Source organism: Pseudomonas sp. EA_5y_Pfl2_R50, assembly GCF_963970475.1.
Lineage (GTDB): Bacteria > Pseudomonadota > Gammaproteobacteria > Pseudomonadales > Pseudomonadaceae > Aquipseudomonas.
Genome location: NZ_CAXAPT010000013.1, coordinates 126,346 through 145,390, shown reverse-complemented (window position 1 = coordinate 145,390; position 19,045 = coordinate 126,346). Strand labels below are relative to the sequence as shown.

Sequence of the window (19,045 nt, the reverse complement as noted above, 5' to 3'; positions counted from 1 at the left end):
GAGATTGAGTCATGGCAGAAGCAGTCGCCGATAACGTTCCGGCCAAGGCCACCCCGATAGACGGCAAACCGCCGCTGTTCGGCCTGTCCTTCCTGGAAAACCTCTCCGAGATGACCGTGCTGCGTCAGGTGGGCCTGTTGGTCGGCCTGGCTGCGAGCGTGGCGATTGGCTTTGCCGTGGTGCTGTGGTCGCAGCAGCCGGATTACCGTCCGTTGTACGGCAGCCTTGCCGGCATGGACGCCAAGCAGGTCATGGATACCCTGGCCGCCGCCGACATTCCCTACAACGTCGAACCGAACTCCGGCGCTTTGCTGGTCAAGGCCGATGACCTGTCCCGTGCGCGGATGAAACTCGCCGCCGCTGGTGTCACTCCCAGCGACGGCAACATCGGTTTCGAAATTCTCGACAAGGAACAGGGTCTGGGCACCAGCCAGTTCATGGAAGCGACCCGTTATCGTCGCGGCCTCGAAGGTGAACTGGCGCGAACCATTTCCAGCCTGAACAACGTCAAGGGTGCCCGCGTGCACCTGGCGATTCCGAAGAGTTCGGTGTTCGTCCGTGACGAACGCAAGCCAAGTGCTTCGGTGCTGGTCGAGCTGTACAACGGCCGCTCGCTGGAGCCGGGCCAGGTGGTGGCGATCATCAATCTGGTGGCGACCTCCGTTCCCGAGCTGAGCAAATCGCAGATCACCGTCGTCGACCAGAAGGGCAACCTGCTTTCTGATCAGGCGGAAAACTCCGAAATGACCATGGCCGGCAAGCAGTTCGATTACAGTCGCCGCATGGAAAGCATGCTCACCCAGCGCGTGCACAACATTCTGCAGCCGGTTTTGGGCAATGATCGCTACAAGGCTGAAGTCTCGGCCGATGTCGATTTCAGTGCTGTCGAATCCACTGCCGAGCAGTTCAACCCGGATCAACCGGCGTTGCGCAGCGAGCAGTCGGTCAACGAACAGCGCACCGCCAGCAATGGTCCGCAAGGTGTGCCGGGTGCCCTGAGCAACCAGCCACCGGCGCCAGCCTCCGCGCCGCAAACCACCGGTGGCACCGCCGCCCCGGCGGGCATGGTGCAGCCAGGTCAGCCATTGGTTGATGCCAACGGTCAGCAGATCATGGACCCGGCCACCGGCCAGCCGATGCTCGCACCTTACCCGGCGGACAAGCGTCAACAATCCACCAAGAACTTCGAGCTCGACCGTTCCATCAGCCACACCAAGCAGCAGCAGGGTCGCCTGAATCGCCTGTCGGTGTCGGTCGTTGTCGACGATCAGGTCAAGGTCAACGCGGCCAACGGTGAAACCACCCGCGCACCGTGGAGCGCCGACGAATTGGCACGTTTCACCCGCCTGGTGCAGGACGCCGTCGGTTTCGACGCCAGCCGTGGCGACAGCGTCAGCGTGATCAACATGCCGTTCTCCGCCGAGCGCGGTGAAGTGATTGCCGATATTCCGTTCTACTCCCAGCCATGGTTCTGGGACATCGTCAAACAAGTGCTGGGTGTGTTGTTCATCCTGGTGCTGGTGTTTGGTGTGCTGCGTCCGGTGCTCAACAACATCACTGGCGGCGGTAAAGGCAAGGAGCTGGCCGGTCTTGGCAGCGACGTGGAACTCGGCGGGATGGGCGGCCTGGACGGCGAACTTTCCAACGACCGCGTGAGCCTCGGTGGTCCGCAGAGCATTCTGTTGCCGAGCCCAAGTGAGGGTTATGACGCGCAACTGAATGCAATCAAGAGTCTGGTGGCCGAGGACCCGGGTCGCGTGGCTCAGGTCGTGAAAGAGTGGATTAACGCAGATGAGTGATAACCGAGCCGCAACCGTCAAACTGAACAAGGTCGACAAAGCCGCGATTCTGCTGCTGTCCCTGGGTTCGACCGATGCTGCACAAGTGCTGCGCCACATGGGCCCGAAAGAGGTTCAGCGCGTCGGCGTGGCCATGGCGCAGATGGGCAACGTCCATCGTGAACAGGTCGAGCAGGTCATGAGCGAGTTCGTCGACATCGTCGGCGACCAGACCAGCCTCGGCGTCGGTTCCGACGACTACGTGCGCAAAATGCTCACCCAGGCCCTGGGTGAAGACAAGGCCAACGGCCTGATCGACCGCATCCTGCTCGGCGGCAACACCAGCGGCCTCGACAGCCTGAAATGGATGGAGCCGCGCGCCGTTGCCGACGTGATCCGTTATGAGCACCCGCAGATCCAGGCCATCGTGGTTGCCTACCTCGACCCGGATCAGGCGGGTGAAGTGCTCGGTAACTTCGACCACAAGGTGCGTCTGGACATCATCCTGCGCGTCTCGTCGCTGAACACCGTACAGCCTGCCGCACTGAAAGAGCTCAACCAGATTCTCGAGAAGCAGTTCTCCGGCAACTCGAATGCCTCGCGCACCACCCTGGGTGGCATCAAGCGTGCGGCGGACATCATGAACTTCCTCGACAGCTCGATCGAAGGCCAGCTCATGGACTCGATCCGCGAAGTCGACGAAGACCTGTCCGGTCAGATCGAAGACCTCATGTTCGTGTTCAACAACCTCGCCGATGTCGACGACCGTGGCATTCAGGCGTTGCTGCGCGAAGTGTCCTCGGATGTGCTGGTACTGGCGCTCAAGGGTTCGGACGAAGGCGTCAAAGAGAAGATCTTCAAGAACATGTCCAAACGTGCCGCCGAACTGTTGCGCGACGACCTCGAGGCCAAAGGCCCGGTGCGCGTCAGCGATGTCGAAACGGCGCAGAAAGAAATCCTCACCATTGCCCGTCGTATGGCCGAAGCCGGCGAGATCGTGCTCGGTGGCAAGGGTGGCGAGGAAATGATCTAAGCCCATGGACAAGCACGACGACGATGTGACGGATCTGATCCGTGCCCGCGATGTCCGTGGTTTCGAATCCTGGGCCATGCCCAGCTTCGACCCGCCGAAGCCGGAACCCGAGCCAGAGCCGGAGCCCGAACCGCCGGAAATGGAAGAAGTGCCGCTGGAAGAAGTCCAGCCACTGACCCTGGAAGAGCTCGAAAGCATCCGTCAGGAAGCTTATAACGAGGGCTTCGGCATCGGCGAAAAAGAGGGTTTTCACAGCGCCACGCTCAAGGTGCGTCAGGAAGCCGAGGTGGCGCTCACCGCCAAACTCGCCAGCCTTGAGCAGTTGATGGCGAACCTGTTCGAGCCCATTGCCGAGCAGGATACCCAGATTGAAAAGTCGCTGGTCGATCTCGTGCAGCACATCACCAGACAGGTGATCAAGCGCGAACTGACCATCGATTCGAGCCAGATCGAACACGTCATGCGCGATGCCCTCAAGCTGTTGCCGCTGGGCGTCGACAACGTGCGTCTGTACGTCAATCCGCAAGACTTCGAGCAAGCCAAGGCCCTGCGCGAACGTCATGAGGAAACCTGGCGCATCGTCGAAGATGAATCATTGTTGCCGGGTGGCTGCCGGGTCGAAACCGAGCACAGCCGCATCGATGCCAGTATTGAAACCCGCGTCACGCAGGTCATGGCCAAACTGTTCGATCAGTTGCACGAACAAGCCCTGCATCCGGCTGAAGCGGATCTGAGCCTGGACATTCCCGAAGACGTAAAGCCGGCTACCACGCCTGAAGAGCCGCTCGCGGACGCCACCGATGCGCCTTGAACGGACCAGTTTCGCCAAGCGTCTGAGCACCTATGCTGAGGCCACCGAGATTGCCGGTGCGCCGATTCTCGAAGGCCGCCTGCTGCGCATGGTCGGCCTGACGCTGGAGGCTGAAGGCCTGCGCGCCGCCATGGGCACGCGCTGCATGGTGATCAACGACGACAGCTATCACCCGTCCCAGGTCGAAGCCGAAGTCATGGGCTTCTCCGGCAGCAAGGTATTTCTGATGCCTGTGGGCAGTGTCGCCGGCATCGCCCCGGGCGCCCGCGTGGTGCCGTTGGCCGATACCGGTCGCCTGCCGATGGGCATGAGCATGCTCGGGCGGGTACTCGACGGCGCCGGTCGTGCGCTGGACGGCAAGGGCGGCATGCGGGCCGAAGACTGGGTGCCGATGGACGGCCCGACGATCAACCCGCTCAACCGTGATCCGATCAGCGAGCCGCTGGACGTTGGCATCCGTTGCATCAACGGTTTGTTGACGGTGGGGCGCGGTCAGCGTCTGGGCCTGTTCGCCGGTACCGGTGTCGGTAAATCCGTGCTGTTGGGCATGATGACGCGCTTCACCGAGGCCGACATTATCGTCGTCGGGCTGATCGGTGAGCGGGGTCGTGAAGTTAAGGAGTTCATCGAGCACAGCCTCGGTGAAGAAGGTCTCCAGCGTTCCGTGGTGGTTGCCTCGCCAGCGGACGATGCGCCGCTGATGCGTCTGCGCGCAGCAATGTATTGCACGCGCATCGCCGAGTATTTTCGCGACAAGGGCAAGAACGTCCTGTTGCTGATGGATTCGCTCACCCGTTTCGCCCAGGCCCAGCGGGAAATCGCGCTGGCCATCGGCGAACCGCCGGCGACCAAGGGTTATCCGCCGTCGGTGTTCGCCAAGTTGCCGAAACTGGTGGAGCGCGCCGGTAATGCGGAGAAGGGCGGAGGTTCGATCACCGCGTTCTACACCGTGTTGTCCGAAGGCGATGACCAGCAGGACCCGATTGCCGACTCCGCGCGAGGCGTACTCGACGGGCACATCGTGCTGTCGCGGCGTCTGGCCGAGGAAGGGCACTATCCGGCCATTGATATCGAAGCCTCGATCAGCCGGGTGATGCCAGCGGTGGTCTCGCCGGAACACATGCAGCGCGCGCAGTATTTCAAACAGCTGTGGTCGCGCTATCAACAGAGTCGTGACCTGATCAGCGTCGGCGCCTACGTTGCCGGTGGCGACCGCGAAACTGACCTGGCGATTTCCCTGCAACCGCAATTGGTTCGTTACCAGCGCCAGGGCCTGAACGACAAGATCAACATGGGTGAAAGCCAGGCTTATCTGGAAACCCTGTTTGCCCCAGCGGCGGGCGGCTAACCGCTCATGGCTGCCGTCAGTCGAGCCGCACGCCTGGCGCCTGTGGTGGACATGGCCGAAAAGGCCGAGAAAACCGCCGTGCAGCGCCTGGGCTACTTCCAGGGTCAGGTCAAAGTCGCGGAGAGCAAACTGGCTGACCTCAATGCCTTTCGTCTGGATTACTCGCAGCAATGGATCGTGCGCGGCAGCACCGGCGTGACCGGACAATGGCTGTTGGGTTTTCAGGGCTTTCTGGCGCAACTCGACACCGCTGTCGACCAGCAGCGCCAGAGCCTGGTCTGGCACCAGAACAAGCTCGACAAGGCTCGTGAGGAATGGCAACAGGCGTTCGCCAAGGTCGAAGGCTTGCGCAAGCTGGTGCAGCGTTATCAGGAAGAGGCGCAGCGCCTGGAAGACAAGCGCGAGCAGAAACTGCTCGACGAGTTGTCCCAGCGATTGCCGCGGCAGAATCCGTTTTAATCCGCTGCCAGATCCCCTGTTGCGGCGGGCTTGCCCCAACCCTGTCCAGATGCTAAACCTTGTACACGTTCGTCAATGACAAGGAAGCCAGTCAATGTCAGTCGCTGAAAAAACGCCGTCAGTCGGTACCAAGCTCTCATTGGATAAACCGGACAAGCCCGAACTAACCATTTCAGTCAACGGACGATTTGATTTTGGTAAGCATCAGGCCTTTCGAGATGCCTATGAAAAGGCACGGCCGGAACCGGCATCGATCATTGTCGATTTGAAAGAAACCACCTACCTCGACAGTTCTGCACTCGGCATGTTGCTGCTATTACGTGATCACGCGGGTGGCGATGAGGCGCAAGTGCGGGTCGTCAACGTCAACTCCGACGTGCGCAAGATCCTCGCCATCTCCAATTTCGACAAGCTCTTCGACATCAGTTGACCGCCATGCAGGCGCAAGAGCCGCTGACCATTCTGATCGCCGAAGACAGCGCCGCCGACCGCCTGTTGCTCTCGACCATCGTCCGCCGTCAAGGCCATGAAGTCCTGACGGCGGCCAACGGTGCCGAAGCGGTCGAGCTGTTTCGCAGCCAGCAGCCCGATCTGGTCTTGATGGACGCGATGATGCCGGTGATGGACGGCTTCGAGGCGGCGCGGCAGATCAAGGCGCTGGCGGGCGAAACGCTGGTGCCGATCATCTTCCTCACTTCACTTACCGAGAGCGAAGCGCTGGTACGGTGTCTGGAGGCCGGGGGCGACGACTTTCTGGCGAAGCCCTACAACCAGGTGATCCTCGCCGCCAAAATCAAGGCGATGGATCGCTTGCGGCGTTTGCAGGCGACCGTGTTGCAACAGCGCGACCTGATCGCCAGACATCACGATTACCTGCTCAACGAACAGCGCGTGGCCAAAGCGGTGTTCGACAAGGTCGCGCATTCCGGTTGCCTGAGCGCGCCCAACATCCGCTACCTGCAATCGCCTTACGCGCTGTTCAACGGTGATCTGTTGTTGGCGGCGTACACGCCGGCGGGTGACATGCATGTGCTGCTCGGTGATTTCACCGGGCACGGGCTGCCGGCGGCGGTCGGCGCGATGCCACTGGCCGAAGTGTTTTACGGCATGACCGCCAAGGGCTACGGCCTGGCCGAAACCCTGCGCGAGATGAACGCCAAGCTCAAACGCATCCTGCCCGTGGACATGTTCTGCTGTGCGACGTTGTTGTGCCTGAGTTTCCAGCGGCGCTCGGTCGAGGTGTGGAACGGCGGCATGCCCGATGGCTATCTGCACCGGATCGCCACGGGCGAGCGCGTGCCGTTGGCGGCACGTCATCTGCCGCTGGGCGTGCTCAGCCCGCAGGTATTCGATGACAGCACCCAAGTGCACAAGATGGCGGCGGGCGATCGGGTGTTCCTGTTGTCTGACGGGGTCATCGACACCAGCGATGCCGGCGATCAACTGTTCGGCGTCGAGCGTTTGCAGCAGGTCTTCGCCGCCAATCGCGAGCCTGACCGGTTATTCGAGGATATCGAGCAGGCGTTGCAGGATTTTCGCGGTGAGGCCCGCGACGATGTGAGCATGGTGGAAGTCAGTCTGCTGGAGGTGGCGCAGGTCAATCCGTCGGCGCCGGTGTATTCCGACAGCGGCCAGTCCTGCCCGCTGGATTGGTCGGTGAGTTTCGAATTCCGTGGCGCCACGCTCAAGCGTTTCAATCCGTTACCGTATCTGTTGCAGTTGCTGCTTGAGGTGCACGGTTTGCGCGCGCAGAGTGGCGCGCTGTATAGCGTGCTCGCCGAGTTGTACTCCAATGCGCTGGAGCACGGTGTGCTCGGTCTGGACTCCAGCCTCAAGCGCGACGCCTCGGGATTCGCCCGTTACTACGAGCAGCGCAACGAACGGCTGGAGGCCTTGCAGGACGGTTACGTGCGGGTGCACTTGCAGGTACAGCCCAGGGGCGAGGGCGGCTGCCTGGTGATTCGGGTCGAGGACAGTGGCCAGGGATTTGATGTGGACAGGGTCATGGCGCGTCCACTGGAAAGCGTCCGTCTGTCGGGTCGTGGTGTCAGCCTGGTCCGGCAATTGGGGCGCAACGCCAGTTGGTCGGACGGCGGCCGCAGTGCCCGCGTGGAGTTTTTCTGGGAGGTTCAGGCATAATCTGCGTAATTCTTGATCAAGGAGTGAACAAGTGACAGATAAACATGTGGATCGCGAAGTACTGGATGCGTTGCGCGACGTCATGGAAGAGGCTTATCCGGATTTGCTGGATACCTTCCTGAACGATTCCGAAAGTCGCTTGCACGCACTGCAAATGACCGCCGATGCCAGCGCGTTGTCGGAAGTTGCCCATAGTTTCAAGGGCAGTGCCAGCAACATGGGCGCTGTGCGGTTGGCCGAGTTGTGCCAGGAACTGGAGGCGCAAGCGCGAGACAAGAGCCCGGCAGAAATTGTCAAACTGGTCGCCGAGATCAGCGGCGAGTTCGCCGACGTGCGCCCGGTGTACGAAGACGAGCGACAGCACGCGCTGACCCATTGATCCGGCCGTCCGGCGGTTTTCCAAAGCGCCGGACGAAACTGGCCCGGCACTTGCAGATATCTCCGCCAACTGTACCTACGATTCCAGTGCAGCGGAGACCGTTTCATGCCTGCGACCCCTAACATTCTTCTTCAGAGCGCCGCCCAGGCGAAGGCTCAGGCCGCCTCTGCAAAAACCTCGGCAGTGGCCGCAGATGCCGGGAACAAGGCCTCCAGCTTCGCTCAGGTGTTCGCCGACCAAGGGACGAAAAAGACTGTCGCGAACGCTGACAGTCCGGTGAAACCTGCCCGCGACAAAGCCGGCGATGACAGCGGCAAAAAAGACATTGGCAAGGATGCGTCTGCCGCCCCGGCGCCAGCCGTTGCCGATAGCGGCAATGCCTTGCCTGCCGATAAAACCGCCACTGGCGACGAACACGCGAGTAGCGACGACGCTGCTGATGCTGCGCAAACGCCAGTGGCGGATGCCACGCCGGTAGACCCGGCGCTGGACCCGGCCCTGGCAGAAGTCGTGCAGCCCGTAGTCGCGGCCCCGGTGGCGGCGCCGGTTGTCGACGCGAGCACTGCCGGCAAAACCGAAACGCCTGCCGTGGCTGTTTTGCCGGCGGTGGTCAAAGACCCGGCGCCTGCCGCCGACAGCGACTTCGATCCCTCCGCCGATCCGCTCGACTCGATGCCTGCCGTGCGCATGGCAATGGAGCAGGGCGGGCACATTTCCGCCGCCAGCCAGGCACAGCCCAAAGCTGCGCCGACCCAGGCTCAGGCTGACGGTGAATTGACTTCGGCGCAGAACTTCGCCGCCGGCATGGCCAGCATGCTCGACGTGCAGGCCGACAAGGACAGCACCAGCGAGGGTGGCGAGAAAGCCTTCAGCGGGCTGATCGACGACGGTCTCAAAGACCTCAAGAACGCCACCAGCGATACCCGCGTCGATGATTTCGCCAACCGTCTGGCTGCACTGACGCAGGCCGCCACGCCGAAGACCGCCAACGCGGTGCCGGTGAACCAGCCGATTGCCATGCACCAGAACGGCTGGACCGAAGAAGTGGTCAACCGCGTCATGTATCTGTCGAGTGCCAACCTGAAGTCGGCGGACATCCAGTTGCAGCCGGCGGAACTGGGGCGCCTGGATATTCGCGTGAACATGGTCCCGGATCAGCAGACGCAAGTGACGTTCATGAGCGCACACCCAAGCGTGCGTGAAGCGCTCGATGGCCAGATGCATCGCCTGCGTGAGATGTTCACCCAGCAGGGCATGGGGCAGGTCGACGTCAACGTCTCCGACCAGAACCGTGGCTGGCAAGGTCAGCAAGGGCAGGAGCAGGCGCAGCAGGGCCAGAGTGGTCGCACCAGCGCTGCCGGTGGTCGCCTCGATTCGGCGGATGAAGAATTGGCGCCTGCCGCCATTGCTGAAGCCGCCGCGCAAACGACCAGCGTGATCGGCACCAGCGCGGTCGACTATTACGCCTGAGTAAATCAAAAGCCCCTCACCCTAGCCCTCTCCCAGAGGGAGAGGGGACCGATTTGGGGATGCCCGCGAAGTACGCCGACCGGTTACTTCTGCTGTGAATCCATAATCGACGCGGTCTTTCAGGTCGACGTCTGGCAACTCGGTCCGTCCCCTCTCCCAGAGGGAGAGGGGACCGATTTGGGGATGTCCACGAAGTACGCCGACCGGCTACTTCTGCTGTGAATCCATAATCGACGCGGTCTTTCAGGTCGATGTTTGTCGCCTGACACCTCGGTCGGCCCCCTCTCCCTCCGGGAGAGGGCTGGGGTGAGGGTGCCTTTGACTTAGCCTTGTCTCCATTGCCACCGACACTTCTGGCATAACACTTGCTCTTGCCTTGCCGTGCGACTGTGAAAACCCGATTAGTGACGGATTATTGGCATGGCGAAGAGCGAAACAGCAGCAGTGAAAGACCCCGCAACCAAAGGCAAACTCAAGCTGATCATTGTGATCGTGCTGGCGTTGCTGCTGGCCGTTGGCGCATCCGTGGGGGCGACCTGGTTTTTCATGCACAGCGCTCAGAGCAAGCCCGCCGAGGCCGCCGAAGCGGCGCCCGTGGGCAAGCAACCCGCGATTTTCGAGCCGATGGCGCCAGCCTTCGTTGCCAACTACAACCAGAACGGCCGTCAGCGCTACATGCAGGTGAGCATCACCATGCTGGCGCGCAATCAGGCTGACCTGGAAGCGCTGAAAGTGCACATGCCGGTGATCCGCAACAACCTGGTGATGCTCTTCTCCGGTCAGGATTTTGCCACCTTGGCGACTCCGGTCGGTCAGGAGATGTTGCGCCAGAAGGCCACCGCCAGCGTCCAGGAAGTGGCGCAGAAAGAGCTGGGCAAAGTGGTGATCGAACAGTTGCTTTTCACTAATTTCGTACTGCAGTAGGAACACGACATGGCCGTGCAGGATCTGCTGTCCCAGGATGAGATCGACGCGCTGTTGCATGGCGTCGACGATGGTCTGGTACAGACCGATAACGCTGCCGAACCCGGCAGTGTCAAAAGCTACGACCTGACCAGCCAGGATCGCATCGTCCGTGGACGCATGCCGACTCTGGAAATGATCAACGAGCGTTTTGCCCGTTACACCCGCATCAGCATGTTCAACATGCTGCGCCGCTCGGCGGACGTTGCCGTCGGTGGCGTACAGGTGATGAAGTTCGGCGAATACGTGCACTCGCTGTACGTGCCGACCAGCCTCAACCTGGTCAAGATCAAACCGTTGCGCGGCACCGCGCTGTTCATCCTCGACGCCAAGCTGGTGTTCAAGCTGGTGGACAACTTCTTCGGCGGCGACGGCCGTCACGCGAAGATCGAAGGGCGTGAATTCACCCCGACCGAACTGCGTGTAGTGCGCATGGTGCTGGAGCAGGCTTTCGTCGATTTGAAAGAAGCCTGGCAGGCGATCATGGAAGTCAATTTCGAGTACATCAACTCGGAAGTGAACCCGGCCATGGCAAACATCGTCGGCCCGAGCGAAGCGATTGTGGTGTCGACGTTCCACATCGAACTCGATGGCGGTGGCGGCGATCTGCACGTGACCATGCCGTACTCGATGATCGAGCCGGTGCGCGAAATGCTTGATGCCGGTTTCCAGTCCGATCTCGACGACCAGGACGAACGCTGGGTCAACGCCCTGCGTCAGGACGTCCTCGATGTCGATGTGCCGATCGGCGCCACCGTCGCTCGCCGTCAGTTGAAGCTGCGCGACATCCTGCACATGCAACCGGGCGATGTGATCCCGGTCGAGATGCCGGAAGACATGATCATGCGCGCCAACGGCGTGCCGGCCTTCAAGGTCAAGATGGGCTCGCACAAAGGCAACCTCGCGTTGCAAGTGATCGAGCCGATCGAGCGTCGCTGAAGCGGCGCTCCTACCCCCCTACATTTAGCTGAATTGTTGCCCGCCGAGGACAAATGATGAACGACGATATGAACGCCCAGGACGATCAGGCACTGGCTGACGAATGGGCTGCGGCTCTGGAAGAAACCGGTGATGGCAGCCAGGCCGACATCGACGCGCTGCTGGCGGCTGACGCTGGCGCAGCGAGCTCCAACCGTTTGCCAATGGAAGAGTTCGGCAGCGTGCCGAAGAACAACGATCCGGTGACGCTGGACGGCCCGAACCTGGATGTGATCCTCGACATCCCGGTGTCCATCTCAATGGAAGTGGGCAGCACCGACATCAACATCCGCAACCTGCTGCAACTCAACCAGGGTTCGGTGATCGAGCTGGATCGTCTGGCGGGTGAGCCACTCGACGTACTGGTCAACGGCACCCTGATTGCGCATGGCGAAGTGGTGGTGGTCAACGAGAAGTTCGGCATTCGCCTGACCGACGTGATCAGCCCAAGCGAACGCATCAAGAAGCTGCGCTGAGTGAAGCGGTTCCTCTGGACTCTGCTGGCATTGCCGTTGAGCGTGCTGGCCGCCGAGCCGTCGACCACTGCCACGATGCCGGCCGCCACCGCACCGATGGTCGGCAGCGGCGTCGCCGGACAATTGACGCAGCTGGTGTTCGGTCTGTTGCTGGTGCTGGGCTTGATCTTCTTCCTCGCCTGGCTGTTGCGCCGGGTGCAGCAGGCCGGTCCTGCGGGCAAAGGCCAGGTGATCGAGCTGATCGGTTCCCGCGCACTGAGTCCGCGTGACCGGCTGTTACTGGTGCAGGTCGGCAATGAACAGATCCTGCTGGGCCTGAGCCCTGGCACCATCACCGCGCTGCATGTGCTCAAGGAGCCGGTCGAGGTGCCTGCCGCCAGCGAAAAAGCGACCCCGGAATTTGCCCAGCATCTGCTGAAGATTCTCGGCAAGGATCAGAAGGATACGAAGTAATGGGTGCGCTCCGCATCGTCTTGACGCTGGCCTTGTTGCTGGTTGCACCGCTGGCGCTCGCCGCCGATCCGTTGTCGATCCCGGCGATCACCCTGGGCACCAACGCCGACGGGGCGCAGGAATATTCGGTCAGCCTGCAGATTCTGCTGATCATGACCGCCCTGAGCTTCATTCCGGCGGCCGTGATCCTGATGACCAGTTTCACCCGGATCATCATTGTCTTCTCGATCCTGCGTCAGGCCCTCGGCCTGCAGCAGACGCCGTCGAACCAGATCCTCACCGGCATGGCGCTGTTCCTGACGCTGTTCATCATGGCTCCGGTGTTTGACCGGGTGAACAAGGACGCGCTGCAGCCGTATCTGGCAGAAACCCTCACCGCCCAGCAAGCGGTGGAAAAGGCTCAGGTGCCGATCAAGGACTTCATGCTCGCGCAGACCCGCACCAGCGACCTTGAGCTGTTCATGCGCCTGTCCAAGCGCACTGACATCGCCACGCCGGATCAGGCACCGCTGACCATTCTGGTGCCGGCGTTCGTCACGTCCGAACTGAAAACCGCGTTCCAGATCGGCTTCATGATCTTCATTCCTTTTCTGATCATCGACCTCGTCGTCGCCAGTGTGCTGATGGCGATGGGTATGATGATGCTCTCGCCGCTGATTATTTCGCTGCCGTTCAAAATCATGTTGTTCGTGCTGGTGGATGGCTGGGCGCTGATTATCGGCACCCTGGCCAGCAGTTTCGGAGGTGTCTCGCCATGACGCCGGAAGTCGCGGTCGATATCTTTCGTGAAGCGCTGTGGCTGACCACGTTGATGGTCGCGATTCTGGTGGTGCCGAGCCTGTTGGTCGGCCTGCTGGTGGCGATGTTCCAGGCCGCCACGCAGATCAACGAACAGACCCTGAGCTTCCTGCCGCGTCTGCTGGTGATGCTGGTGACGCTGATCGTCGCCGGCCCGTGGATCGTGCAGCAGTTCATGGAATACATCATCCAGTTGTACAAAAACATCCCGATGGTCATCGGCTAAGCCATGCAATCGCTGCTTCAGCTGACCGACACCCAGATCAGTACCTGGGTGGCCTCGTTCATGTTGCCGCTGTTTCGTGTCGCGTCGATGCTGATGGTGATGCCGGTGTTTGGCACCACGCTGGTGTCGCGGCGAATACGCCTGTATTTCGCCGTAGCGATCACGGTGTGCATTGCGCCGAGCCTGCCACCGCTGCCGGCGGTCAGTCCGCTGGATCTCAGCGGCTTGCTGATGATTGCCGAGCAGATTCTGGTTGGCGCCGTACTCGGCTTCTCCCTGCAGCTGTTTTTCCAGGCATTCGCTGTGGCGGGGCAGATCGTCGCGATCCAGATGGGCATGGGCTTCGCCTCGATGGTCGACCCGGCCAACGGCGTCTCGGTGGCGGTGATCGGGCAATTCTTCACCATGCTCGTGACGTTGCTGTTTCTGTCGATGAACGGCCACCTGGTGGTGTTCGAAGTGCTTACCGAGAGTTTCACCACGTTGCCTGTCGGCAGCGGGCTGATGACGGCGCATTACTGGGAGCTGGCCGGCAAACTCGGCTGGGTGCTCGGCGCGGCATTGTTGCTGGTGTTGCCGGCGGTGACCGCGCTGCTGGTGGTCAACATCGCGTTTGGCGTGATGACCCGGGCGGCGCCGCAATTGAACATCTTTTCCATCGGTTTCCCGCTGACCCTGGTGCTCGGCCTGTTTATCGTCTGGGTCGGGCTGGCGGACATTCTCAACCAGTATCAACCGCTGGCCACCGAGGCCTTGCAGTTGTTACGCGAACTGGCACGGGCGCGCTGACTCATGGCTGAGAGCGAAAGCGGTCAGGACAAAACAGAAGACCCCACGGAGAAACGTAAAAAGGACTCCCGTGAGAAGGGTGAGATTGCCCGTTCCAAAGAGCTCAACACCCTCGCTGTGATGATGGCCGGCGCCGGCGCGCTGCTGGTGTTCGGCGGCATGCTCGCCGAAGACCTGATGGAGTTGATGCGCCTGAATTTCACGCTGTCGCGCGAAGTGGTCATGGATCAGGGCGCCATGGGCCGCTTCCTGTTGCAGTCGGGGCAGATGGCGCTGTTGGCGATCCAGCCAATCATGATCACCTTGTTGCTGTCGGCGCTGATCGGGCCGATCTCCCTTGGCGGCTGGTTGTTCGCGGCAGGTTCGCTGGCGCCGAAGTTTAGCCGGATGAACCCGGCGGCGGGCCTGAAGCGGATGTTCTCGTTCAAGGCTGTGGTCGAACTGCTCAAGGCTCTGGCCAAGTTTCTGATCACCTTGGGTGTGGCGTTGCTGGTGTTGTCGGCAGACGTCGATGACCTGCTGCGCATCGCTCACGAACCGCTTGAGATGGCGATCATCCACAGCGTCACGCTGGTCGGCTGGAGCACGTTGTGGCTGGCCTGCGGCCTGATCATCATCGCCGCCGTCGACGTGCCGGTGCAACTCTGGGAAGCCCACAAGAAACTGCTGATGACCAAGCAGGAAGTGCGCGACGAGCACAAGGATCAGGAAGGGCGCCCGGAGGTCAAGCAGCGCATCCGCCAGACCCAGCGCGAAATGTCCCAACGGCGGATGATGGCGGCGATTCCCGACGCCGACGTGGTCATCACCAACCCGACCCACTACGCCGTCGCGCTCAAGTACGACTCCGAGAAGGGCGGCGCGCCGGTGCTGCTGGCCAAGGGCAGTGACTTCCTGGCGCTGAAGATCCGCGAAATCGCTGTCGCCAACAACGTCATGCTCCTCGAATCGCCGGGCCTGGCGCGGTCGATCTATTACTCCACCGAACTGGAGCAGGAAATCCCCGGCGGCCTGTATCTGGCCGTCGCCCAGGTACTGGCCTACGTCTACCAGATCCGCCAATACCGCGCCGGCAAGGGCAAGCGTCCGGACCCGCTCAAGGATGATCTGCCGATTCCGCCGGATCTGCGGCGCGATTCCTGACGATGCGGCGAAGCCATTTGTCCGAGATCACCCATTCCTGTCAACTCTGACAGGTGCAGTCGCCGTGATTTTGCAGTTTGATACAAGGTGCTGCCGCGTACCGGGCGCTGGCATGTGGGCGAGTGCAAGGGAGCACGACAATGAAAGGTATTTTCAGCAGTTATGACGAAAAAACCGGAAGGGGCACCATCACGCCGAAGCCCTCGGGGCGATGTATTTCCTTTGCTGAGGCCACGGGTTTTTTTCTGACCGCCAAAGAATACCGATTCAGCATTCCATTGGCCGATGCCCTGCAGGCGGACGTTAAAGTCGGCGGCGAGGTCGAGTTCGAATTGCCCAGAACCAAGAATGGGAAAGTAAAACTCCTTCGGTATTGACCCGCCGAGTGCTCTGGCTTCAAAACACCTGAAACGAAAAAACCGCTGTCCCGATTAAACGTGGCGGCGGTTTTTTTGCCTCAAACGTGTGTCGGCTGCGACCCGGCGCATGCGTCAGTCCAGGCGCCGAAATTTTCCCGTTACGCCCTCAGGCTGATGCCGTTGGTCTGGAAGCCGGCATGACCTGTCAACTCTGACAGGTGTATGCAGCTTTCATTTGCAGTTTGATAGCGTGGTGACTTCGCACAGTTCGCGCGACTACAGGGAGTAAGGCAATGAAAGGCACATTCAGCAGCTATGACCCGAAAACCGGTAAAGGCGCCATCACGCCAGATCCAGAGCCTGCATCGCCAGGTTTTTCTTTTGGAGCGGCGGCGGCGGGCGTCCTGTTTACGGAGGATTACCCTTTCAGCATCCCATTGGCCGAGGCCGGGCGAGTGAAGATCAAAAAGGGTAAGGCGGTCGAATTCGACAAGCCTTCAAAGGCTGGTGGCGAAGCCACGAACCTGAGGTATTAGTTTTCCCGAAATCAAAAGATCGTAACCTTCGTCAGCGCTTGCTCCGATCCATGAGCTGTCGAAGGCTGCGATCTTTTTGGTTTTTCTATCTGTGAGAGCGGGAAGGGAAGTCCAGCGCCGTGACCGCCGAAACCTTGCGAGGCAAACTCTTTCCCCTGGGGCGACTGTACCTGGCGGTCGCTCAGGTACTGGCCTACGTCTACCCGATCCGCCAATACCGTGCCGGCAAGGACACGCGTCCGGATCTTCGCCGCGATGCTTGATGGGGCCGTTCATCTGAAATGCCTGTTTACCTGTCAGCTCTATCAGTAGACGTCAATCGTCGAACGCGGTGATATGAGTGGCGGGCATATCCGCTCTCAGGGAGGCACGATGATGCAAGAGGAGCGTAGTTATCGAAAACTCGAAGGCATGGCGCTGGATTTTGTTTCAGGACGGTTGCAGAAGAATGAGTCGGAGCGGGCCATCGGTTACAGCGTAACCCTCGACATGCATCTGGACTTCACACACTTTGTGCATATGGCTAACGTTCACTCTCCGGGCTTTTTGAGCATTCGGGACAATGCCATTCGGCCAGAACTGGAAGGTCTTGCTTACCACCATGCTTACAGTTACCTGTCTGGTGCCGCTGGCAACATTCACGACAACGCAGCGTTGTTCAACCTCTTCACGCCGCCCGATTACTACATGGATCAATGGGCTGAAGGCGCTGCGCTCGATGTGCGCTACGCAAAACCGGTATTCGAAGTACAGGGGAATACGTTGCGCATTACGGCGGGTCGGGATTTCCGCTTGCCGGGCGGGACGGAGCAGATCGAAATCAGTCACCTGCCGCTCATGCAGTTTCGCTGGGCGCTTAACCTGCTGGAGAACCACGAAAAGTTTCCCGGAGATATCGCTGCGCCAGCCACCAAGGTCGTGTTCATGTACATGGATGAAGACCTGGTTGAGGTGGATGGCGAGCAACTGTATCGGGGGACGCGATACATTCACGGCAATCAGCTGCACTTTGGCGACATCGTCGCCAAGCAGGTGCTGACGGCGTAATCAGCAGCGTTTCAAGCAAAAAAGATCGCAGCCGGCGAAAATGGGGGCGAACTCAAATCGGCAACCTCCGGAACGCTCCCCGTTTAGCCTCAATGAAAGTCCGGCGCCGGCTGCGGTCACTGTGGCGAGGAGGTAAATCCCCTCGCCACAGGGTTGTCAGCTCGGCAACTCCAGATTATCCAGTGCCCGACTCACCGCCAACTCGCCAAGCATGATCAGTTGCGCGATCCCCAATAGCGTCCTGCGCTGCGATGCGGGGATGAGGTGGGCGAAGTCGTTGGCGATGGTTCGGGCTGAAGCGAGTGTTTCGCAGGCATCGGCCAGCAGTTCTTCGTTTTTGAAGTCGGCGGTGACGGCGTACATCCGGCGGGTTTTACGCGGTGGTGGGGTGGAGCCGGGTGGACAGAGGTAGTGATCGAGGGCGCGGTCTGCGGCGTCGTTGAGCTTTTTCGAATCGAGTGATTCGTAGGGGGAGGCGAGGTCGATTTCGGGAGGGTTTGGCGTTGGTTTGATCATGGTGAAGCTCCTAGAGTCATTGGAGCTGCCAGCGTTCGCTGCGAGACGAATGAAGGTGGCAGCTATACGCGGGTCGCAGACCGGGACTCTAGAACCGGCAGACCCGAAGGTCTCCCACGTACAGCCGCCATAAAGAAGCGGGTGTTGTGCGTCCAGAGATCGACGGGCTGCGAGACCCGATCGCTGATTCGTCAGCGACCGGACCACAATAGAACCCGACCCCAAGGCGCACAAGCCGGCGGATTCTGGCGTAGCTGTAGGCAATGGCGCAAGAATTTGTAGCCTGAAAGGCGTGTCTGAAGTTGTCATTTAAACGCCTGAGTTTAAAAGGCGATTGGTACTGACTTCACTGGCCCCTTCGCGAGCAGGCTCGCTCCCACACTGGATCTCCAGTGAATACAGATTTGGGGATCACACCGATCCCCTGTGGGAGCGGGCTTGCTCGCGAAGAGGCCAGAACTTGCGCCCGATTAATCAGCGGGTGTGCCCAATATCTGCCTCAGCCCGGCAATTGCAGATTATCCAGTGCCCGACTCACCGCCAACTCGCCAAGCATGATCAGTTGCGCGATCCCCAACAGCGTCCTGCGCTGCGATGCGGGGATGAGGTGGGCGAAGTCGTTGGCGATGGTTCGGGCTGAAGCGAGTGTTTCGCAGGCATCGGCCAGCAGTTCCTCGTTTTTGAAGTCGGCGGTGACGGCGTACATCCGGCGGATTTTACGCGGTGGTGGGGTGGAGCCGGGTGGGCAGAGGTAGTGACCGAGGGCGCGGTCGGCGGCGTCGTGGAGCTTTTTTGAATCGAGGGATTCGTAGGGGGAGGTGGGGTCGATTTCGGGAGGGTTTGGCGTTGGTTTGATCATGGTGAAGCTCCTTTGAAGTGGAGCCGCTACAACCTGTCGCTAAACAGGAGGGGTGGCGGCTGTACGCAGGTTAGCGAACCGGTCAAAGGTACCCGGCAGACCCGAGGGTCTCCCGCATACAGCCACCATGACGAAATCGCGAAAATACAGATCCGCAACGAAGCCTGGAACGCCGATGCACCTTTGACTTGAATTCGAGTCGCTAAACCCGATCGCTGATTCGTCAGCGACCGGACCACAATAGAACCCGACCCCAAGGCGCACAAGCCGGCGGATTCTGGCGTAGCTGTAGGCAATGGCGCAAGAATTTGTAGCCTGAAAGGCGTGTCCTGAAGTGTCTTTTAAACACCGGGGTTTAAGAGGCACTTTTTGCTGACTTCACTGGCCTCTTCGCGAGCAGGCTCGCTCCCACATTTGGAATGCATTTCCCTGTGGGAGCGAGCCTGCTCGCGAAGGCGGCATCCCGGTCAGCAGAAAACTCACGG

23 protein-coding genes are annotated in these 19,045 nt (G+C 60.6%); 21 read left to right on the top strand and 2 right to left on the bottom strand.

Annotated elements, in window-relative coordinates; all coding sequences use genetic code 11:
• Positions 1–11: 11 nt before the first annotated feature.
• The 21 genes from fliF (at position 12) to AACY19_RS21595 (ending at position 17,185) form a co-directional block, all read left to right on the top strand.
• The gene (gene fliF, locus AACY19_RS21695) at positions 12–1,799 is read left to right on the top strand and encodes a flagellar basal-body MS-ring/collar protein FliF (RefSeq protein ID WP_339453663.1); all 1,788 of its coding nucleotides are present in this window, start codon (positions 12–14) and stop codon (positions 1,797–1,799) included.
• The gene (fliG, locus tag AACY19_RS21690; protein ID WP_007920042.1) at positions 1,792–2,811 is read left to right on the top strand and encodes a flagellar motor switch protein FliG; all 1,020 of its coding nucleotides are present in this window, start codon (positions 1,792–1,794) and stop codon (positions 2,809–2,811) included. The genes fliF and fliG overlap by 8 nt, the downstream gene beginning before the upstream one ends.
• 4 nt (positions 2,812–2,815) lie before the next feature.
• Positions 2,816–3,622 carry a flagellar assembly protein FliH gene (fliH, locus tag AACY19_RS21685; protein ID WP_339453662.1) on the top strand — a complete coding sequence of 269 codons (807 nt, stop codon included), beginning with the start codon at positions 2,816–2,818 and terminating at the stop codon, positions 3,620–3,622.
• A complete protein-coding gene (gene fliI, locus AACY19_RS21680) occupies positions 3,612–4,970 on the top strand; it encodes a flagellar protein export ATPase FliI (protein WP_339453661.1) in 1,359 nt (452 codons plus the stop codon). Before fliH ends, fliI begins: the two co-directional genes overlap by 11 nt.
• A 6-nt stretch (positions 4,971–4,976) precedes the next feature.
• Positions 4,977–5,429, top strand: a complete 453-nt coding sequence (fliJ, locus tag AACY19_RS21675) for a flagellar export protein FliJ (protein ID WP_339453660.1) — start codon at positions 4,977–4,979, stop codon at positions 5,427–5,429.
• A gap of 94 nt (positions 5,430–5,523) precedes the next feature.
• On the top strand, positions 5,524–5,859 hold the full coding sequence (locus AACY19_RS21670) for an STAS domain-containing protein (RefSeq protein ID WP_339453659.1): 336 nt from the start codon (positions 5,524–5,526) through the stop codon (positions 5,857–5,859).
• A 5-nt stretch (positions 5,860–5,864) separates the two neighbouring features.
• Positions 5,865–7,568, top strand: a complete 1,704-nt coding sequence (locus AACY19_RS21665; protein WP_339453658.1) for an ATP-binding SpoIIE family protein phosphatase — start codon at positions 5,865–5,867, stop codon at positions 7,566–7,568.
• A 31-nt stretch (positions 7,569–7,599) separates the two neighbouring features.
• Positions 7,600–7,947 carry an Hpt domain-containing protein gene (locus AACY19_RS21660; protein ID WP_339453657.1) on the top strand — a complete coding sequence of 116 codons (348 nt, stop codon included), beginning with the start codon at positions 7,600–7,602 and terminating at the stop codon, positions 7,945–7,947.
• 105 nt (positions 7,948–8,052) lie between these two features.
• Positions 8,053–9,417, top strand: a complete 1,365-nt coding sequence (locus tag AACY19_RS21655; RefSeq protein ID WP_339453656.1) for a flagellar hook-length control protein FliK — start codon at positions 8,053–8,055, stop codon at positions 9,415–9,417.
• Between the two features lie 420 nt (positions 9,418–9,837).
• Positions 9,838–10,341 carry a flagellar basal body-associated protein FliL gene (gene fliL / locus AACY19_RS21650; protein WP_339453655.1) on the top strand — a complete coding sequence of 168 codons (504 nt, stop codon included), beginning with the start codon at positions 9,838–9,840 and terminating at the stop codon, positions 10,339–10,341.
• Positions 10,342–10,350: 9 nt separating this feature from the next.
• The gene (fliM, locus tag AACY19_RS21645) at positions 10,351–11,319 is read left to right on the top strand and encodes a flagellar motor switch protein FliM (RefSeq protein ID WP_003222890.1); all 969 of its coding nucleotides are present in this window, start codon (positions 10,351–10,353) and stop codon (positions 11,317–11,319) included.
• Between the two features lie 56 nt (positions 11,320–11,375).
• Entirely contained in the window at positions 11,376–11,834 is a 459-nt protein-coding gene (gene fliN, locus AACY19_RS21640; protein WP_123452732.1) for a flagellar motor switch protein FliN, read from the top strand.
• Positions 11,835–12,287, top strand: a complete 453-nt coding sequence (fliO, locus tag AACY19_RS21635; RefSeq protein WP_339453654.1) for a flagellar biosynthetic protein FliO — start codon at positions 11,835–11,837, stop codon at positions 12,285–12,287.
• Entirely contained in the window at positions 12,287–13,045 is a 759-nt protein-coding gene (gene fliP / locus AACY19_RS21630) for a flagellar type III secretion system pore protein FliP (protein ID WP_339453653.1), read from the top strand. The genes fliO and fliP overlap by 1 nt, the downstream gene beginning before the upstream one ends.
• A complete protein-coding gene (gene fliQ / locus AACY19_RS21625; RefSeq protein WP_339453652.1) occupies positions 13,042–13,311 on the top strand; it encodes a flagellar biosynthesis protein FliQ in 270 nt (89 codons plus the stop codon). The genes fliP and fliQ overlap by 4 nt, the downstream gene beginning before the upstream one ends.
• Positions 13,312–13,314: 3 nt before the next feature.
• Positions 13,315–14,100 (top strand): flagellar biosynthetic protein FliR, encoded by a 786-nt coding sequence (gene fliR, locus AACY19_RS21620; RefSeq protein ID WP_339453651.1) that lies wholly within the window; start codon positions 13,315–13,317, stop codon positions 14,098–14,100.
• Positions 14,101–14,103: 3 nt separating this feature from the next.
• Complete coding sequence (gene flhB / locus AACY19_RS21615; RefSeq protein ID WP_339453650.1) at positions 14,104–15,243, top strand: flagellar biosynthesis protein FlhB; 1,140 nt, start codon at positions 14,104–14,106, stop codon at positions 15,241–15,243.
• Positions 15,244–15,383: 140 nt separating this feature from the next.
• Entirely contained in the window at positions 15,384–15,620 is a 237-nt protein-coding gene (locus AACY19_RS21610; RefSeq protein WP_339453649.1) for a hypothetical protein, read from the top strand.
• Positions 15,621–15,895: 275 nt separating this feature from the next.
• Positions 15,896–16,138: a hypothetical protein gene (locus AACY19_RS21605; protein WP_339453648.1), complete on the top strand. Its 243-nt coding sequence runs from the start codon at positions 15,896–15,898 to the stop codon at positions 16,136–16,138.
• A gap of 119 nt (positions 16,139–16,257) precedes the next feature.
• Positions 16,258–16,401 carry a hypothetical protein gene (locus AACY19_RS21600; RefSeq protein WP_339453702.1) on the top strand — a complete coding sequence of 48 codons (144 nt, stop codon included), beginning with the start codon at positions 16,258–16,260 and terminating at the stop codon, positions 16,399–16,401.
• Positions 16,402–16,510: 109 nt separating this feature from the next.
• Positions 16,511–17,185 (top strand): hypothetical protein, encoded by a 675-nt coding sequence (locus AACY19_RS21595; RefSeq protein ID WP_339453647.1) that lies wholly within the window; start codon positions 16,511–16,513, stop codon positions 17,183–17,185.
• 156 nt (positions 17,186–17,341) lie between these two features.
• On the opposite strand, the gene AACY19_RS21590 is transcribed toward AACY19_RS21595, so the two are convergent.
• Together AACY19_RS21590 and AACY19_RS21585 are read right to left on the bottom strand one after the other, a co-directional pair.
• Positions 17,342–17,701, bottom strand: a complete 360-nt coding sequence (locus AACY19_RS21590) for a DUF6124 family protein (RefSeq protein ID WP_339453646.1) — start codon at positions 17,699–17,701, stop codon at positions 17,342–17,344.
• A gap of 499 nt (positions 17,702–18,200) precedes the next feature.
• The gene (locus AACY19_RS21585) at positions 18,201–18,560 is read right to left on the bottom strand and encodes a DUF6124 family protein (protein WP_339453645.1); all 360 of its coding nucleotides are present in this window, start codon (positions 18,558–18,560) and stop codon (positions 18,201–18,203) included.
• Positions 18,561–19,045: the final 485 nt, after the last annotated feature.

Excerpts from the sequence above, each read along its gene's own strand:
- fliJ (WP_339453660.1), top strand. The coding sequence starts at position 4,977 with ATGGCTGCCGTCAGTCGAGCCGCACGCCTGGCGCCTGTGGTGGACATG.
- fliL (WP_339453655.1), top strand. The coding sequence starts at position 9,838 with ATGGCGAAGAGCGAAACAGCAGCAGTGAAAGACCCCGCAACCAAAGGC.
- AACY19_RS21590 (WP_339453646.1), bottom strand. The coding sequence starts at position 17,701 with ATGATCAAACCAACGCCAAACCCTCCCGAAATCGACCTCGCCTCCCCC.
- AACY19_RS21595 (WP_339453647.1), top strand. The coding sequence starts at position 16,511 with ATGATGCAAGAGGAGCGTAGTTATCGAAAACTCGAAGGCATGGCGCTG.
- AACY19_RS21585 (WP_339453645.1), bottom strand. The coding sequence starts at position 18,560 with ATGATCAAACCAACGCCAAACCCTCCCGAAATCGACCCCACCTCCCCC.
- AACY19_RS21605 (WP_339453648.1), top strand. The coding sequence starts at position 15,896 with ATGAAAGGCACATTCAGCAGCTATGACCCGAAAACCGGTAAAGGCGCC.
- fliN (WP_123452732.1), top strand. The coding sequence starts at position 11,376 with ATGAACGACGATATGAACGCCCAGGACGATCAGGCACTGGCTGACGAA.
- fliQ (WP_339453652.1), top strand. The coding sequence starts at position 13,042 with ATGACGCCGGAAGTCGCGGTCGATATCTTTCGTGAAGCGCTGTGGCTG.
- fliR (WP_339453651.1), top strand. The coding sequence starts at position 13,315 with ATGCAATCGCTGCTTCAGCTGACCGACACCCAGATCAGTACCTGGGTG.
- fliF (WP_339453663.1), top strand. The coding sequence starts at position 12 with ATGGCAGAAGCAGTCGCCGATAACGTTCCGGCCAAGGCCACCCCGATA.
- flhB (WP_339453650.1), top strand. The coding sequence starts at position 14,104 with ATGGCTGAGAGCGAAAGCGGTCAGGACAAAACAGAAGACCCCACGGAG.
- AACY19_RS21665 (WP_339453658.1), top strand. The coding sequence starts at position 5,865 with ATGCAGGCGCAAGAGCCGCTGACCATTCTGATCGCCGAAGACAGCGCC.
- fliM (WP_003222890.1), top strand. The coding sequence starts at position 10,351 with ATGGCCGTGCAGGATCTGCTGTCCCAGGATGAGATCGACGCGCTGTTG.
- AACY19_RS21655 (WP_339453656.1), top strand. The coding sequence starts at position 8,053 with ATGCCTGCGACCCCTAACATTCTTCTTCAGAGCGCCGCCCAGGCGAAG.
- AACY19_RS21610 (WP_339453649.1), top strand. The coding sequence starts at position 15,384 with ATGAAAGGTATTTTCAGCAGTTATGACGAAAAAACCGGAAGGGGCACC.
- AACY19_RS21670 (WP_339453659.1), top strand. The coding sequence starts at position 5,524 with ATGTCAGTCGCTGAAAAAACGCCGTCAGTCGGTACCAAGCTCTCATTG.
- fliP (WP_339453653.1), top strand. The coding sequence starts at position 12,287 with ATGGGTGCGCTCCGCATCGTCTTGACGCTGGCCTTGTTGCTGGTTGCA.
- fliG (WP_007920042.1), top strand. The coding sequence starts at position 1,792 with ATGAGTGATAACCGAGCCGCAACCGTCAAACTGAACAAGGTCGACAAA.
- fliH (WP_339453662.1), top strand. The coding sequence starts at position 2,816 with ATGGACAAGCACGACGACGATGTGACGGATCTGATCCGTGCCCGCGAT.
- fliI (WP_339453661.1), top strand. The coding sequence starts at position 3,612 with ATGCGCCTTGAACGGACCAGTTTCGCCAAGCGTCTGAGCACCTATGCT.